The 14,387-nt window shown below is 68.5% G+C and carries 16 protein-coding genes and 1 other RNA gene; 9 read left to right on the top strand and 8 right to left on the bottom strand.

Annotated elements, in window-relative coordinates:
* Positions 1-2: 2 nt before the first annotated feature.
* From ftsL to V6M56_RS13260, 4 genes are all read right to left on the bottom strand, one after another.
* The gene (gene ftsL, locus V6M56_RS13245) at positions 3-392 is read right to left on the bottom strand and encodes a cell division protein FtsL (RefSeq protein ID WP_332684393.1); all 390 of its coding nucleotides are present in this window, start codon (positions 390-392) and stop codon (positions 3-5) included.
* Positions 389-1,420, bottom strand: coding sequence for a 16S rRNA (cytosine(1402)-N(4))-methyltransferase RsmH (gene rsmH / locus V6M56_RS13250; RefSeq protein ID WP_442881153.1), 1,032 nt, complete (start codon positions 1,418-1,420; stop codon positions 389-391). Before rsmH ends, ftsL begins: the two co-directional genes overlap by 4 nt.
* Complete coding sequence (locus V6M56_RS13255) at positions 1,417-1,875, bottom strand: division/cell wall cluster transcriptional repressor MraZ (RefSeq protein ID WP_332684397.1); 459 nt, start codon at positions 1,873-1,875, stop codon at positions 1,417-1,419. Before V6M56_RS13255 ends, rsmH begins: the two co-directional genes overlap by 4 nt.
* Before the next feature lie 373 nt (positions 1,876-2,248).
* Positions 2,249-2,713 (bottom strand): MarR family winged helix-turn-helix transcriptional regulator, encoded by a 465-nt coding sequence (locus tag V6M56_RS13260; protein ID WP_332684398.1) that lies wholly within the window; start codon positions 2,711-2,713, stop codon positions 2,249-2,251.
* A gap of 168 nt (positions 2,714-2,881) precedes the next feature.
* On the opposite strand from V6M56_RS13260, the gene V6M56_RS13265 reads away from it, so the two are divergent.
* Positions 2,882-3,304: an organic hydroperoxide resistance protein gene (locus tag V6M56_RS13265; RefSeq protein WP_332684400.1), complete on the top strand. Its 423-nt coding sequence runs from the start codon at positions 2,882-2,884 to the stop codon at positions 3,302-3,304.
* A 125-nt stretch (positions 3,305-3,429) separates the two neighbouring features.
* On the opposite strand, the gene rnpB is transcribed toward V6M56_RS13265, so the two are convergent.
* Together rnpB and V6M56_RS13275 are read right to left on the bottom strand one after the other, a co-directional pair.
* An RNA gene (gene rnpB, locus V6M56_RS13270) (RNase P RNA component class A) lies at positions 3,430-3,835 on the bottom strand.
* Positions 3,836-3,880: 45 nt separating this feature from the next.
* The gene (locus tag V6M56_RS13275; RefSeq protein WP_332684402.1) at positions 3,881-4,504 is read right to left on the bottom strand and encodes a lytic transglycosylase domain-containing protein; all 624 of its coding nucleotides are present in this window, start codon (positions 4,502-4,504) and stop codon (positions 3,881-3,883) included.
* Between the two features lie 312 nt (positions 4,505-4,816).
* Between V6M56_RS13275 and V6M56_RS13280 the strand changes: the two genes are divergently transcribed.
* The 7 genes from V6M56_RS13280 to V6M56_RS13310 all read left to right on the top strand — a co-directional run bounded on the left by V6M56_RS13280 (position 4,817) and on the right by V6M56_RS13310 (position 11,998).
* Entirely contained in the window at positions 4,817-5,122 is a 306-nt protein-coding gene (locus tag V6M56_RS13280) for a glycine zipper domain-containing protein (RefSeq protein WP_332684405.1), read from the top strand.
* 296 nt (positions 5,123-5,418) lie between these two features.
* Positions 5,419-6,165 (top strand): TerB family tellurite resistance protein, encoded by a 747-nt coding sequence (locus tag V6M56_RS13285; protein ID WP_332684407.1) that lies wholly within the window; start codon positions 5,419-5,421, stop codon positions 6,163-6,165.
* On the top strand, positions 6,162-6,950 hold the full coding sequence (locus V6M56_RS13290) for an N-acetylmuramoyl-L-alanine amidase (protein WP_332684409.1): 789 nt from the start codon (positions 6,162-6,164) through the stop codon (positions 6,948-6,950). The genes V6M56_RS13285 and V6M56_RS13290 overlap by 4 nt, the downstream gene beginning before the upstream one ends.
* Positions 6,951-7,243: 293 nt before the next feature.
* Positions 7,244-8,896, top strand: a complete 1,653-nt coding sequence (locus tag V6M56_RS13295; RefSeq protein ID WP_332684411.1) for an efflux RND transporter periplasmic adaptor subunit — start codon at positions 7,244-7,246, stop codon at positions 8,894-8,896.
* A gap of 10 nt (positions 8,897-8,906) precedes the next feature.
* Positions 8,907-9,656, top strand: a complete 750-nt coding sequence (locus tag V6M56_RS13300; RefSeq protein WP_332684413.1) for an ABC transporter ATP-binding protein — start codon at positions 8,907-8,909, stop codon at positions 9,654-9,656.
* Positions 9,653-10,885, top strand: coding sequence for an ABC transporter permease (locus tag V6M56_RS13305; protein ID WP_332684415.1), 1,233 nt, complete (start codon positions 9,653-9,655; stop codon positions 10,883-10,885). Before V6M56_RS13300 ends, V6M56_RS13305 begins: the two co-directional genes overlap by 4 nt.
* A gap of 153 nt (positions 10,886-11,038) precedes the next feature.
* Positions 11,039-11,998 carry a sensor domain-containing diguanylate cyclase gene (locus V6M56_RS13310; protein ID WP_332684417.1) on the top strand — a complete coding sequence of 320 codons (960 nt, stop codon included), beginning with the start codon at positions 11,039-11,041 and terminating at the stop codon, positions 11,996-11,998.
* Positions 11,999-12,048: 50 nt separating this feature from the next.
* Here the strand turns inward: V6M56_RS13310 and V6M56_RS13315 are convergent, their stop codons facing one another.
* Positions 12,049-12,699 carry a glutathione S-transferase family protein gene (locus V6M56_RS13315; RefSeq protein ID WP_332684418.1) on the bottom strand — a complete coding sequence of 217 codons (651 nt, stop codon included), beginning with the start codon at positions 12,697-12,699 and terminating at the stop codon, positions 12,049-12,051.
* 307 nt (positions 12,700-13,006) lie between these two features.
* Here V6M56_RS13315 and V6M56_RS13320 point away from each other — a divergent pair, with 307 nt between their 5' ends.
* On the top strand, positions 13,007-13,477 hold the full coding sequence (locus tag V6M56_RS13320; protein ID WP_332684420.1) for a VOC family protein: 471 nt from the start codon (positions 13,007-13,009) through the stop codon (positions 13,475-13,477).
* Between the two features lie 143 nt (positions 13,478-13,620).
* On the opposite strand, the gene V6M56_RS13325 is transcribed toward V6M56_RS13320, so the two are convergent.
* The coding region (locus V6M56_RS13325; protein ID WP_332684422.1) for a vitamin B12 dependent-methionine synthase activation domain-containing protein at positions 13,621-14,387 on the bottom strand (767 nt) is incomplete at its 5' end.

The raw sequence follows: 14,387 nt of genomic DNA on the forward strand, positions 1-14,387 counted from the left end.
CGTCATGGGCGGCCTCCCGGCGTGGTGGCGCTGCCATTCCGGCTGTTCCGCGGCGTCTCGGTCGGCAGGCCGAGGCCGAGATCCTCGAGCTTGCGGCCGATCGAATCGACCTTGGGCCCGCGATTGGGAATGTCGGAGAGGCGTACGATCTGGCTGATCGCCAGCGGCTGCAGGTCGAGATGCCGGTCGCTCAGCGCCTGCAGGCGGTTGGGCCGGTTGAGAAACTGCCATTCGGCCTTCAGCACGGCGATGGCGTCGCGCTCGCGCTGGGCCTTGGCCCGCAGCTTCTGCAGCTGCTCGGCCTCCAGCGTCGTCTCGTATTTGATGGTGTAGGCATAGAGCGCCGAGGAGACGAGCGCGCCGATGGCGATGACGTGCAGCAGCTTGATCACGCTCGGCTCCTTCTGCGGGCCTGCGGCGCGGGCACGACCGCGAGCGCCACGAGTTCGGCATCGGGCGCCCGCGCCGGCGCCTCGCTGCGCTCGGCCGCCCGCAGCTTGGCCGAGCGGGCGCGCGGATTGGCGCGCATCTCGGCCTCGGACGGCGCGACCACGCCCTTGATCGCGAGGCGGAAGGTCGCCTCCGGCACGGCCGCCGCCGGAGCATGGCGCGAGCCTGCCGGCGCCCGGCCCGAGCGCTGCGCCAGGAACTGCTTGACGATGCGGTCCTCGAGCGAATGGAAGGTCACGACCGCAAGCCGCCCGCCCGGCGCCAGCGCGGCTTCCGCGGCGTGCAGCGCCCGGACCAGCTCGCCGAGCTCGTCATTCACCGCGATCCTGAGCGCCTGGAAGGTCCGCGTCGCCGGATGCGGGCCGGTGGGCTCGGCCCGGACGATGCCGGCGACGAGATCGGCCAGTTGCTTGGTCGTGGCGATCGGCGCCTTGCGCCGTGCCTCGACGATGGCGCGGGCGACGGCGCGCGAGCGGCGCTCCTCGCCGTAATGGTAGATGATGTTGGCGAGCACGCCCTCATCGGCCTCGTTGACGAGCTCGGCCGCGCTCTGGCCGTCGGCCTCCATGCGCATGTCGAGCGGCCCGTCGAAGCGGAACGAAAAGCCGCGCTGCGCCTGGTCGAGCTGCATCGACGAGACGCCGATATCGAGCACGACGCCGTCGAGCGGCGTCATTCCGAAGCGTTCCGCCTCCTCGGCCAGCGCCCCGAAACGGGCCTGCGCCAGGGTCAGCCGGCCGGCCATGGCGGCGACGAGGCCGGCCCCGCCGGCGATCGCGTTCGGGTCGCGATCCAGCGCCAGCAGCAGCGCCTCCGGTTCGCGCGCGAGCAAGGCGCGGGAATAGCCGCCGGCGCCGAAAGTCCCGTCGAGATAGCGCCCGCCCGGCTTCAGCGCGAGCGCGTCGAGCGCCTCCTCCATCAGCACCGGCACATGCGGCACGGCTGCCTCCTCCCCGGTCCGGGCCTTCACGACGCCACCGTCGCGCCGAGCGCCCGCCTGACGTCGCGCAGCCTCGCCCGCGCCGCCTCGAGATGCACCGTGAAGCGCTCCGGCTCCCAGATCTGGAATTTGTGGCCCTGCCCGACGAAGGCGACCGCGTCGCCGATCCCGGCATGGACCTTCAGCGCCTCGCTCAGGATGATACGCCCCTCGGGGTCGATCTTCAGCACCTCCGAGGTGCCGTTCAGCGCCGTCGAGAGCGAATCCCACTCCTCCGAGAAGGGCGAGAAGCGCGCGAGGATGTCGTCGATCGTTGCCCGCAGCGCATGGCCGCCGCAGTCGAGACTGGCCTGGTCGAGCGCCGGATGGACGTAGAGCCCCTCGTAGCCGTCCTTCGCCAGCACGGCGCGGAAGGTCGCGGGGATCGAAACCCGGCCCTTGGCATCCAGCTTGTTGGTGAAATGGGAGACGAAGCGGTCCGTCAACGCCGCCTCCCGGCCAGGTTTCCACGATGCGGGGCGGTCCGGCCAGAACCGGCCGGGGATAGTCCCGTCGAACCCGGCACAGCGAAGCCCCTGGACAGAATCCGCGCGGCACACGGACCCTGCTCTGTCGCTTGCCTGTCGGTTTCGACGGGATGATTTGGGATACCATGGGATATTATGGGCGTCAACGGATTCAGGCAGCCGGGCACGCTCCTGCACCGGCCTGAAAGCATCACAGCCCGTTAAGGTTAACTATCCGTAAATGCGATGTTTTCGGTCGCTGCAGCGCTGTTGCGGCCCGCTCCCCGGCCCGCCCTTCCGCGGCAAAGCCCGAAAGAAAATTTTCAGTGCCGGCCAATAGCCGGGGCGGGCTTCAGTTCCCGGCTCCGGCCGCCCGCAGCAGCGCCCCGCGCAAGGCCAGCACATCGGCCAGCAGGCGCTCCTTGTCGACGGCGCTGTCCTCGACGGCGCAGGGCACGGCATTGTCGGTCGCGCCCGCCTTGTCGCGCAGGGCGCGGCCCTGCGCCGTCAGGTGCACCTGCACCTGGCGCTCATCGTCGCGGCTGCGCCGGCGCTCGACCAGGCCGGCTCCCTCGAGCCGCTTGAGCAAGGGCGTCAGCGTGCCGGAATCGAGCAGCAGCCGGTCGCCGATCGCCGTCACCGTCTGGCCGTCGCGCTCCCACAGCACCAGCATGGCCAGGAACTGCGGATAGGTCAGCCCCAGTTCGGCCAGGAACGGCCGGTACAGCCGGTTGAAGGCATGGGCGGTGGAATAGACCGCAAAGCACAACTGCTCGTCGAGATTGCGGATTCCCTCGCCCTTCGCATCGTTCGCCATGATCTGCCCGGTCGTTGTCGGCATCGCCCCTGGAGCCAATAGGCGAGCACGCCGCCGGTGCAACCTCCAACGGCCCTCACAGGATTTATATAGTTGACAATTGAATTGTGCACAATCTAATTTACATCATGAAGCCACGCGGATGACCCGCCAACCGAGGAGTGCCCGATGAAGATTCTCTACACTGCCCATGGTTCCGCCACCGGTGGCCGCGAAGGCAAGGCCGCCACCGACACCGGCAACGTCAAGCTCGTGCTCAACACGCCCAAGGAGCTCGGCGGCGGCGGCGGCTCGGGCACCAATCCCGAGCAGCTCTTCTCGATGGGCTATTCGGCCTGCTTCCTCGGCGCGCTGAAATTCGCCGCCGGCAAGGAGAATGTGAAGATCCCGGACGACGCCCGCGTCAGCGCCGATGTCGGCATCGGCCCGCGCGACGACGGCACCGGCTTCGGCATCGCGGTGAAGCTGACCGTCTCCATCCCCGGCCTCGACAAGGCCAAGGCCGAGGATCTCGTCCAGAAGGCCAATATCGTCTGCCCCTATTCGCATGCGACGCGGGGCAATATCGACGTCGATCTCAAGGTCGCCTGAACCGGCGCCAATTCGCGTCGCTTACTATTTCGCGAGCAGCACGGTCGTCCCGGCCGGATCGGAGCCGGGCGCTCCACAGACACGAAAGGGCCGGGATCGCTCCCGGCCCTTTTCGCGATCTTGAGGGTGCCAGCCGGCCTGTAAGCCGGGTTCTGGATGGCCGGAGGATTTCTCCCCCGACGTGACGGCCATTCCTCTGGGACGCGCATCGCTGCGCGCCTCGAGCAACCAACCCGGACGACCAGGCCAGGAAACAGGCCCCTCGCCGCTTGCGCGGCGAGCATCGTCCCTATTTGGTTTTGCTCCCGGTGGGGCTTGCCATGCCGTCCCCGTTGCCGGGCACGCGGTGCGCTCTTACCGCACCTTTTCACCCTTACCCCCGGCCGAGGCCCGGGGCGGTTCGATCTCTGTGGCGCTTTCCCTGGGGTCGCCCCCGCCGGACGTTATCCGGCACCGTGTTTCCGTGGAGCCCGGACTTTCCTCCCCCGAAAGAAGCTGAGCTCTTGCGGGAGCGGCCGTCCGGCCGACTGGCAGGGTCGCCTGTGCGCCCTTGCGCCGCCGGCGTCAAGCGCTCGCTCAGTTGCTGGCGAGGATGGTACGGACCTTGGAGCAGTAGGTGCGGTTGGCGCCGCTCATCCGCTTGGCCATATGGCCGCTCTGATACATCATGACCGTGCGGCAGGTGTCGCCGCCGGCAAGCTTGTAGGCCTGCGCCAGGTACTTCATGGCGTAGCGGGCATTGGTGTCGGCATCGAGCAGGCCGGCCGCGCTGCCGCTGTAGCCGACGCCGCGCGCCGTCTGGTGGCGGATCTGCATCAGGCCGAAATTGCCGGCATTGGAGGCGCGCGGATTATAGCGGCTCTCGATCCGGACCACGGCATCGGCCAGCGAGAACGGCACGCCGTTGGCGGCCGCATGGCGCGCCACCAGGGCACGCAGGTTCTCGCTGCCGGCCGGCGCGGCCAGCGCCTGGCGGCGCGGCTTCTCGGCCTTGCCCGGCTTGGCGGCGAGCTTCCCCGCAGCGGATGGCGCGGCCTGGCTGGTGCCCGCCTCCGCCGCAGCCTTTTCGCGCTTGATCTCGGCCTCACGCACGATGAAGGCGCGGGCGTCCGTCTCGGCGTTGATCTCGGCAGCGGCGGGCTGCAGCAGGCCCAGGCAAATCGCGAAGGCGGCGCAGCCGCTGCCAAAGATCCTGATCATATTGGGGAACCTCATCTGACATTCAATGATTGGATTGCCGGGCCAAATGATAGATGAATGTGACCATAGTCTGGCACGCTCTGCTATATTTCTATATTCCATCTATGTATATCTATTATTATTAGCTAAATCATTTAAAAGTAATCATCATGTATTGAAGCTCGGAACGATTCGCGCCCTACGGCGTTGACGCAGTTGAGGCAAGAGGCCAAACCATCGCCGCATTGCGACCGCATTTGCCGGCCGCAATCGCTTGGTCGACCCCGGAAAAAGCCCTGCTATGCTGGATCGACCTGACAACGGGGGATTGAGATGAAGAAACTGCTGGCAGTCGCGGCCGTCGGGCTCGCTTTCAGCGCCTGCACGCCATATGAACAACGCGTCGGCGGAGGCGCCGCGATCGGCGCGGCCACCGGCGCCCTCATCGGCGGGCTCGCCACCGGCCGTGCTGGCGGCGCGGTCGCGGGCGGCCTCATCGGCGCCGCCGGCGGCGCCATCGTCGGTTCGGCGACCTCGCCCTCCTATTATGGATCGCCCTATTATTACGACGACGGCTATTACGACGGCTGCCCCTATGGCTATTATCGTGGCCGCTCCGGCCGGCTCTATTGCCGTTGAGGGGCTTCTTCTGCTCGGGCAGGCCATTTCTGCTCGAGCAGGCCATGGCCGGCTCGGCGAGAGCCGGATACGTTCGGGCGGAATCGCGAAGCGCTTCAGCCCGAATGCTGAATCCGTGTCTCATCTAAGAATTGCTCTCATCCAAGAAATGGAGCGGAACTGCTCTAGAGCCGGATCCGATCAGGTTGAATCAACCTGATCGGTGAATCCGCCTCTAAAACTATAGATAGAGAACGCGTGATCCGATCAGATTGCACGGCAATCTGATCGGCGCGTGCTCTAGGGCTGGTTGAACGATGAAATCATTCTATTGGGGGACAGTGGGCGGCGGCGGCCTCGGCTTCGCGCTGGGCGGACCGCTGGGGGCGCTCGTCGGTGCGCTCGCCGGCCATGTCCTGGTCGACCGCGAGGGGGCGCCGTTCAGGCCTGCTCCCCGGCAGCTCATCTTCACGACCGGGCTGGTGGCGCTCGCCGCCAAGATGGCGCGTGCCGACGGCGTGGTGACGCGCGACGAGGTCGCCGCCTTCCGCCGCATCGTCGAGGTCCCCGCCGATGAGCAGGGCCATATCGAGCGGCTCTTCGACCTCGCCAAGCAGACCAGCGCCGGCTTCGAGGCCTATGCCGCGCAGATCGCCGAGAGCTTCCGCGACGAGCCGGCCTTGCTCGAGGACGTGCTCGACGGGCTCTTCCTGATCGCCGCCGCCGATGGCGCGGTCCATGAGCGCGAGCACGCCTATCTGCGCGACGTGGCGACGATTTTCGGCATCGGCGAGGCCAAGTTCGCCTGCATCGAGGCGCGCCATGCCCGCCGCCGCGACGATCCCTATCTCGTGCTCGGCGCCAGCCGCGAGATGAGCGATGGCGAGCTCCGCAAGCTGCATCGCCGCCTGGTGATCGAGAACCATCCCGACCGCGAGATCGCTCGCGGCCTGCCCGAGGAGGCGATCAGCATCGCGACGCGGCGCCTCGCCGCGATCAATGCCGCCTGGGACGCGATCGAGAAGGAGCGCGGCCTCGCCGGCCGGCTGCCGGCGCCGGCGTGAGCGTCAAGACCCAGCCCGACAGCCGTTTCGCCGCCAAGGTCTTCCCCTCGCCCAACCATGGCGAGCGCCGGTTCCGCGACGGCACGACGGATCGCCGGCCCGACGCGCTGATCCTGCACTATACCGGCATGCCCGACACCGGCGAGGCCCTGCAATGGCTGTGCAACCCGGTCTCGCAGGTGTCCTGCCACTATTTCGTCTTCGAGAACGGCCATGTCCTGCAGCTCGTGCCGGAGGAGCGCCGCGCCTGGCATGCCGGCGCCTCGCACTGGGCCGGCGAGAGCGATCTCAACTCCGCCTCGATCGGCATCGAGATCGCCAATCCCGGCCATCCCGGCGGCTTGCCCGATTTCCCGGAGGTACAGCTCGCCGCGACGCTGAACCTCTGCCGCGACATCTGCGAGCGCTGGCGGATTGCGCCCGAACGCGTGCTCGCCCATTCCGACATCGCGCCCGGCCGCAAGATCGACCCCGGCGAGAACTTCCCCTGGCGCCGTTTCGCCGAAGGCGGAGTCGGCCTCTGGCTGGAACCGGCGCCGGTCAAGGGCGGCCGCTTCTTCGCGCGCGGCGATGCCGGCCCGCCGGTCGAGGCGCTGCAGGCGATGTTCGCCATGTTCGGCTATGGCACCGCCGTCGACGGCATCTATGACGAGCGCTTCGAGGCGGTGGTCGCCGCCTTCCAGCGTCATTGGCGGCCGCAGAAGATCGACGGCGTCGCCGACGGCTCGACCATCACCACGCTGCGCGACCTGCTGGCGCTGACGCAAGGCGCGCGGACGGCGTGATCCACGCCTGCGGCTCGTCTCAAACGGAGCTCGCCTCGGTTCCCGATCATAGCGCGAGGTCGTCCCGGGCAAGCCGCGTCGGCGGCGCCGATCCGGGACCCATGCCTGAACCTCAGTCGGAAAGGCTCCGGCATGGATCCCGGGTCTCCCTCCCGGTCGCCCGGGACGACCTGCGTCCTTTCCTGCCAATGGGATGGCCGTAACATTGCGGCGAGTTAACTCGTCTTGAGCCGCCGATTCTGGCATGGTCCTGCGTGGCCGCCTCCGTTTTCGGCCGCGAAGGAGAGCGAAGCGTGCGTGTCTGGGTGATCGGGGCGGGGATCGGCGCAGCAGCGCTCGCCGCCGGCTATTTGGCCCTGCGGCCGACCGGAGGCGTCGCCAACGACGCCGCCTACCGCACCGCCGCGATCGACCGCGGCCAGATCACCGCCTCGGTGCGCGCCACCGGCACGCTGACGCCGGTCACCACCGTGGTGGTCGGCTCGATGCTGTCGGGCCAGGTCGTCGAGATCCTCGCCGACTACAATTCGCAGGTAAAGGCCGGCCAGGTCGTCGCCCGCCTCAACAGCGACCAGATCAAGACCCGCCGCGACGCTGCCGCCGCCGACCTTGCCCAGGCGAAGGCCGATCTCGTCGTCAAGCGCGCCCAGCTCGATAAGGCGAAGGCGGTACGGGCCAAGGCCGATTCCTCGGTCAAGGACCTCGAGGCCCAGCGCGACCGCACCAAAGCCCAGCTCGCCGATGCGAAGCGCACCTTCGGGCGCCAGAACGAGTTGTTCACGCGCGGCGCCGGCGCCCAGCAGGGCCTCGACAGCGCCCGCACCCAGGTCGACGTCCAGACCGCGGCGCTCGCCTCCAACGAGGCGCAGATCGCCTCCTTCAAGGCCGAGATGACCGGGCTCGACGCCGACATCCTGCTGGCAGAGGGCCAGATCCAGTCCGGCGAGGCGCTGATTTCGCAGCGCGACGCCAAGCTCAAGGACATCCTGATCGATCTCGAGCGCACCGATATCCGCTCGCCGGTCGACGGCGTCGTGGTCCAGCGCCAGGTCAATCTCGGCCAGACGGTGGCGGCCTCGCTGTCGGCGCCGGAGCTGTTCCAGATCGCGCAGGACCTGCACACCATCGACATCTACGCCAATATCGACGAGGCCGATGTCGGCCGCCTCAGGACCGGCCAGAACGTCTCCTTCACCGTCAACGCCTTTCCGAACCGCAGCTTCCAGGGGCGGGTCGAGATGGTGCGCCTCGGCGCCCAGACCATCCAGAACGTCGTCACCTATACCGGCATCGTCCGGGTCGAGAACCGCGACCTCGCCTTGCTGCCGGGCATGACCGCCAATCTCCAGGTCGTCACCGATGACCGGCCGGACGTGCTGCGCGTGCCCAATGCGGCGCTGCGCTTCCGCCCGCTCGGCGGCGCGACTGCCCTGCCGGCGGCGGCTCCCTCCGAAGCGCCGGGCGGCCGCGGCAATCGCGCCGCCGGCGCGCTGCGCCAGCGCATCGAGCAGGAGGTCCAGCCGACGCCGGAGCAGAAGCAGGCGATCGCCTCGATCATGGCCGAGCAGCGCGGCAACAGCCGGCAGGCCATGGCGGGGCTTTCCGACGAGGAACGCCGCGCCGCCTTCCGCACCGCCCGTGCCGAGTTGCAGGCGAAGATCGCCGCCGAGCTCGATCCCGAGCGCCGGGCCAAATTCGAGGCGCTGATGCAGGAGGCACGCCCGGCGCAGGACATCTCGCCCGGCCGCGTCTACGTCCTCGACGGTGCCGGCCAGCCCAAGCCGGTCGCCGTCAGGCTCGGCCCGAGCGACGGCGCCTTCACCCAGATCATGCCAGCCGCCGAGATCGCCGAGAACACCCAGGTCGTGGTCGGCGGCGGGCCGCGCGGCGCCGAGCCGACCCCGGCCAGCCGCGGTCCCGCTCCCCGCGGCCCGCGGCTGTTCTGAGGCGACGGCGATGCCCCTGATCGAAGCGCGCGCTCTCTCCCGGGTCTACGACCTCGATTCCGGCCGCGTCACCGCGCTCGACCGGGTGAGCCTCGATATCGAGGCCGGCGAGCTCGTCGCGGTGATGGGCCCCTCCGGTTCCGGCAAGTCGACCTTCATGAACCTGATCGGCTGCCTCGACCGGCCGACCGGCGGCCAGTACCGGCTCGACGGCGTCGAGGTCGAGACCCTTGGCGGCGACGGGCTGGCCGAACTGCGCAACCGCAAGCTCGGCTTCGTCTTCCAGCAGTTCAACCTGCTGCCGCGCGTCGATGCCTGCGCCAATGTCGAACTGCCGATGGTCTATGCCGGCGTAGACCGCAAGGCGCGCCGCGAGCGGGCCCTTGCCGCGCTTGGCCGGGTCGGCCTCGCCGAGCGGGCGCATCACCGGCCGATGCAGCTCTCGGGCGGCCAGCAGCAGCGCGTCGCCATCGCCCGCGCATTGGTCAACCAGCCGCGCCTGCTCCTCGCCGACGAGCCGACCGGCGCGCTCGACAGCCGCACCGCGCTCGAGATCCTCGCGCTGTTCCAGGACCTCAACCGCGAGGGCGTCACCGTCGTCCTCGTCACCCATGACGCCGAGGTCGCCCGCCATGCGCGGCGCGTCATCCGCTTCCGCGACGGCCATCTGCTCTCCGATGCGCGCCAGGAACCGGCCGATGCGCGCGCCGCGCTGGCCGAACTCGACCTCGCCCCCTCCCCGGCGGAGGCCGCCGCATGAGCCTGATCGAAGCCATCCGCTCCGCCCTCTCCGCCATCGGCGCCAACGCGCTGCGCTCGGCCCTGACCATGCTCGGCATCATCATCGGCGTCGCCGCCGTGATCGCCATGGTGGCGATCGGCTCCGGCGCCCGCGAGCGCGTCGACAGCCAGATCAAGTCGCTCGGCGCCAATCTCGCCATCATCCAGTCGGGCAACGTCACCCAGGCCGGCGTCCGGCTGGGAGCCGGCGCCTCCTCGACCCTGACCGACGAGGACGCCCGCGCCGTCATCGCCGAGGTCGAGGACGTCGTCGCCGCCGCACCGGTGATCACCACCCGCGCCCAGGCCGTCCATGCCGGCACCAACTGGTCGACGATGATCACCGCGACCGATCTCGACTTCTTCACCGCCCGCGAATGGGGCCTTGCCGAGGGGCGCCTGTTCGAGCCGGAGGAGATCCGCCGCGGCGAGATCGTCGCGATCATCGGCCAGACCGTGGCGCGCAACCTGTTCGGCGATTCAGACCCGCTCGACCAGATGTTCCGCATCCGCAACGTGCCCTTCAAGGTCATCGGCGTGATGGCGGCCAAGGGCCAGTCGGCGCTCGGCCAGGATCAGGACGACGTCATCTTCGTGCCGCTCGACACCGGCCGGCGCCGCATCGTCGGCCGCAACTATGCCCGCGACCGTTCGGTCCAGACCATCATGGTCAAGTTCGCCAGCGAGGCGGCGATCGCACCCGGCATCGACCAGACCAGAGCCCTGCTGCGCCAGCGCCACCGGCTGGCCGAGGAGCAGGAGGACGACTTCATCGTCCGCAACCTGACCGAGATCGCCAACACCGCGACCGCCGCCGCCGGCACCCTCTCCTGGCTGCTGGCGGCGGTCGCCGGCGTCTCGCTGCTGGTCGGCGGCATCGGCATCATGAACATCATGCTGGTCTCGGTCACCGAGCGCACCCGCGAGATCGGCCTGCGCCTCGCGGTCGGCGCCCGCCAGCGCGACGTGCTCTCGCAGTTCCTGATCGAGGCGACGACGCTCGCCACCATCGGCGGCGCGGTCGGCATCGCGCTCGGCATCGGCGCCGCGACGGGAATCGCCCGCTTCGCCGGCTGGCCCTTCGTGATCTCGCCGCAGACCATCCTGGTCGCGGTCGGCGTCTCCGGGCTGATCGGCGTCTTCTTCGGCTTCTACCCGGCAAGGCAGGCGGCAAGGCTCGACCCGATCGAGGCCCTGCGGCGGGAATGAAGTGGCATGAGCTCATAGATAACGAACGCGTGATCCGATCGGATTGCACTGCAATCTGATCGGCGCGTGATCCGACGCCAAGCCTTCGTTAACCGTTGCGAAACTAGCTTCGGAAAGCCGCATGCGCCTTGCGGCGCAAGGCCTTTTTTATCGATGCCCCTCTCCGACGCCGAAGCCAGACGTCTCTACGACCAGGCCGCGCTGATGGCCGGCATCGGCGCCTGGGAATGCCGGCTGGCGACGAGCGAACTTGCCTGGACCGACGGCGTCTACGATCTCTTCGGCCTGCCGCGCGGCTCTACGCTGCATCGACCCTCGACCGTCGACCTCTATCATGACGACTCCCGCGCCGAGATGGAGCGCCTGCGCGGCCGGCTGATCGCCAGCGGCCAGGGCTTCATGATGGATGCCCGGATCCGCACCGCCGCCGGGGCCGAGCGCTGGATGCGCCTTTCCGCCTCCGTCACGCACCAGCAGGGCCGGCCGGTCCGCATCCATGGCGCCAAGCAGGACATCACCGGCGAGAAGGACATGTGGCTGGGGCTGCGGCGGCTCGCCTATAGCGACCCGCTGACCGGCCTCGCCAACCGCCGCGCCTTCGAGATGCAGCTTTCCGATCTGCGCCGCCATACCGGCGACAATTGCGCGCTCGGCGTTCTCGCCATCGTCGACCTCGACAACCTGAAGCCGATCAACGACCGCTTCGGTCATGCCGCCGGCGACGAATGCCTGCGCCAGCTGGCGATGCGGCTGGAGACCTCGCTGAGCGATGCGGCGATCGTCGCCCGCATCGGCGGCGACGAGTTCGGCCTGCTGCTCTGCTCCGCCGCCGGCCGCCCCTATCTGCTGCACCGGCTGGATCAGGCGCAGAAGGCGCTGGCGCGGCCCGTGCCCTGGCGCGAGACCAGCATCGAGATCAGCGCCTCGATCGGCGCCACCATCCTGCGCCCCGGCCTCCTGCACGACCCCGAACGGCGCTTCGCCGAAGCGGATTCGGCGCTCTATGTCGCCAAGGCGGCCGGCCGCAACTGCCTGCGCCTGTTCGGCGATCCGGTGCAGGATGCGAGGGCGGCGATGGATGCTGCCGGCACCGGGGTGTTGCGAGTGGTTTAGGGCGGGAGCTTGCGAGCGGAACGGCGGCTCGCGACCCGGAGCGGAACCTGTCAGCCCGTCGATGAGGCGGTGAAAACCGCCAACTGGGCGTCGAAAGCACGCTTGTATGCGGGCCGCGCCTCGCCGCGGGCGACATAGGCGGCGAGGTTCGGATGCTCCTCCAGCATACCGGACCCTTGCAACCGGCGCAGTACCGTCACCATCAGCAGGTCACCGGCGCTGAACGCACCATCGAGCCAGTCGGCATCGCCAAGGCGACTGGAAAGGTCGCCGAGTCGTTTCCGGATGCTGTCCTCGAGGACGCGCAGGCGCTGCTCGTACCAGGGCTCGTCGCGTTCGAGGATCTTGGCGAGGGTGCGGTCGAAGATCGGCGGTTCCACCGTGTTGAGCGCAGCAAACATCCACGCGATCGCGCGCGCCCGGGCATTTCCATCGTCTGGCAGCAGGCCGGCATGGCGCTCCGCGATATGGAACACGATCGCCCCCGACTCGAACAAGGCGAGATCGCCCTCTTCATAGGTCGGAATCTGCCCGAAAGGCTGAAGCGCGAGATGCGCGGGCTTCCTCATCGCCTCGAACGAAAGAAGACGAACCTCGTAAGGCAGGCCTACTTCTTCGAGCGCCCAGCGAACGCGCATGTCGCGCGCCAGACCCTTGCCGCGGTCGGGCGACCGTTCAAAGGCCGTAATGGTGGGGGTCATTGGCAGGCTCCCGGCGATTGCATGACGCTGTCGAGAGTGCCCTGCGTGATTGCGACGATCTTTCCCATGGCTGGCTGTCCGGTTCGTGCGCTTTGCATCCAGAGGACGAACAACCACCGTGGCACCCGACAGCTTGCCTCGTTTTTTTGACCACGGGATTTCGTGATCAGGTTCGGCCGGCCCCGGTCGTTACCCGCCAGCGAAGGTCTCAAAAAATGCACCCCACCCTGTCGGAACTTTGCCCCTTCGACCGTCCTTGAGGCGACAGGCCATGAGCCGGCCGGGTCCCGCAGGAAGGAGCACCGCGATGAAAGTCACCCAGAATCTCTGGTTCGAGAAGGACATGGAGGCCGCGATCGCCTTCTACACCTCGCTCATCCCGGGCTCTTCGATCGAGTGGACGAGCGCCCTGCCGGCCGAGTCGCCGAGCGGGCCGGCCGGCAGCGTCAAGATCGCCGCTTTCACCATCGGCGACCAGCGCTACCAGGCGTTCGAGGCCTGGCGGTCCGACACGTTCAACCACACCTTCTCGATCGTGGTGGAATGCGAGACGCAAGCCGAGATCGACCGGCTCTGGGACGCGCTCAAGGAGGGTGGCAAGGCCGAGCAATGCGGCTGGCTCAAGGACCGCTGGGGCCTGTCCTGGCAGATCGCGCCGAAACGGCTGGGCGAGCTGACACGCGATCCCGACCGCGCCAAGGCCAGGCGCGTCGCCGAGGCCATGCTCAAGATGGTGAAGCTCGACATCGCCGGGCTGGAAGCCGCGGCGAAAGGCTGACGCTCAGGCGGTTTCCGCCAGCGCCCGCGCCTTCAACCCGACGCCGACCTCGGCGATCGCCGGGGTCGGCGGCTCTGGAGCGTCGGCGACCTACCCCTCACCCTGCCCTCTCCCGACCGAGCAGGGATGCGCCTTGCGACCGCCTATTCCGCCGCCTCCAGCGTATAGGCGCTGGTGTCATAGTTGAGGATCGGCGAGAGCCAGCGCTCGACATCGCGGATCGCCATGCCCTTGCGCGCCGCATAGTCCTCGACCTGGTCGCGCTCGACCTTCGCCACGCCGAAATAATACGAATCCGGATGCGAGAGGTAGAGGCCGGAGACCGAGGAGCCCGGCCACATCGCGAAGCTCTCGGTCAGCTTGACGCCGACGCGGCGCTCGGCCTGGAGCAGCTCGAACAGCGTCGCCTTCTCGGTGTGGTCGGGCTGGGCCGGATAGCCCGGAGCCGGGCGGATGCCCTGATACTCCTCGCGGATCAGCGCCTCGTTGGCGAGGTTCTCCTCCGGCGCATAGCCCCAGAACTCGGTGCGCACGCGCTGGTGCATGCGCTCGGCCATCGCTTCCGCGACACGATCGGCCAGGGCCTTGACCATGATCGAGCGGTAGTCGTCATTGTCGCGGGCGAAGCGCTCGGAGATGCGCTCCTCCTCGGCCCCGGAGGTGACGACGAAGGCGCCGACATAGTCGGGCCGGTCGATGCCTTCCGGCGCGACGAAGTCGGAGATGCAGAGGTTCGGCTTGCCGTCGCGCCGCAGGAGTTGCTGGCGCAGGCCGTGGAAGGTCGCCAGCCGCTCCTGCCGGCTCTCGCCGGTATAGAGCCTGATGTCGTCGCCGACCGCATTGGCCGGCCAGAAGCCGACCACCGCCTTGGGATTGAACCAGCGCTCCTCGACGATGCGCTTCAGCATCG

This window comes from Allobosea sp. (genome assembly GCF_036675845.1).
Classification (GTDB): domain Bacteria; phylum Pseudomonadota; class Alphaproteobacteria; order Rhizobiales; family Beijerinckiaceae; genus Allobosea.

Coding starts and splice junctions, on each gene's coding strand:
- V6M56_RS13300 (WP_332684413.1), top strand. CDS start 8,907: ATGCCCCTGATCGAAGCGCGCGCTCTCTCCCGGGTCTACGACCTCGAT.
- V6M56_RS13275 (WP_332684402.1), bottom strand. CDS start 4,504: ATGATCAGGATCTTTGGCAGCGGCTGCGCCGCCTTCGCGATTTGCCTG.
- V6M56_RS13265 (WP_332684400.1), top strand. CDS start 2,882: ATGAAGATTCTCTACACTGCCCATGGTTCCGCCACCGGTGGCCGCGAA.
- V6M56_RS13310 (WP_332684417.1), top strand. CDS start 11,039: ATGCCCCTCTCCGACGCCGAAGCCAGACGTCTCTACGACCAGGCCGCG.
- V6M56_RS13320 (WP_332684420.1), top strand. CDS start 13,007: ATGAAAGTCACCCAGAATCTCTGGTTCGAGAAGGACATGGAGGCCGCG.
- V6M56_RS13260 (WP_332684398.1), bottom strand. CDS start 2,713: ATGGCGAACGATGCGAAGGGCGAGGGAATCCGCAATCTCGACGAGCAG.
- V6M56_RS13285 (WP_332684407.1), top strand. CDS start 5,419: ATGAAATCATTCTATTGGGGGACAGTGGGCGGCGGCGGCCTCGGCTTC.
- V6M56_RS13280 (WP_332684405.1), top strand. CDS start 4,817: ATGAAGAAACTGCTGGCAGTCGCGGCCGTCGGGCTCGCTTTCAGCGCC.
- V6M56_RS13305 (WP_332684415.1), top strand. CDS start 9,653: ATGAGCCTGATCGAAGCCATCCGCTCCGCCCTCTCCGCCATCGGCGCC.
- V6M56_RS13315 (WP_332684418.1), bottom strand. CDS start 12,699: ATGACCCCCACCATTACGGCCTTTGAACGGTCGCCCGACCGCGGCAAG.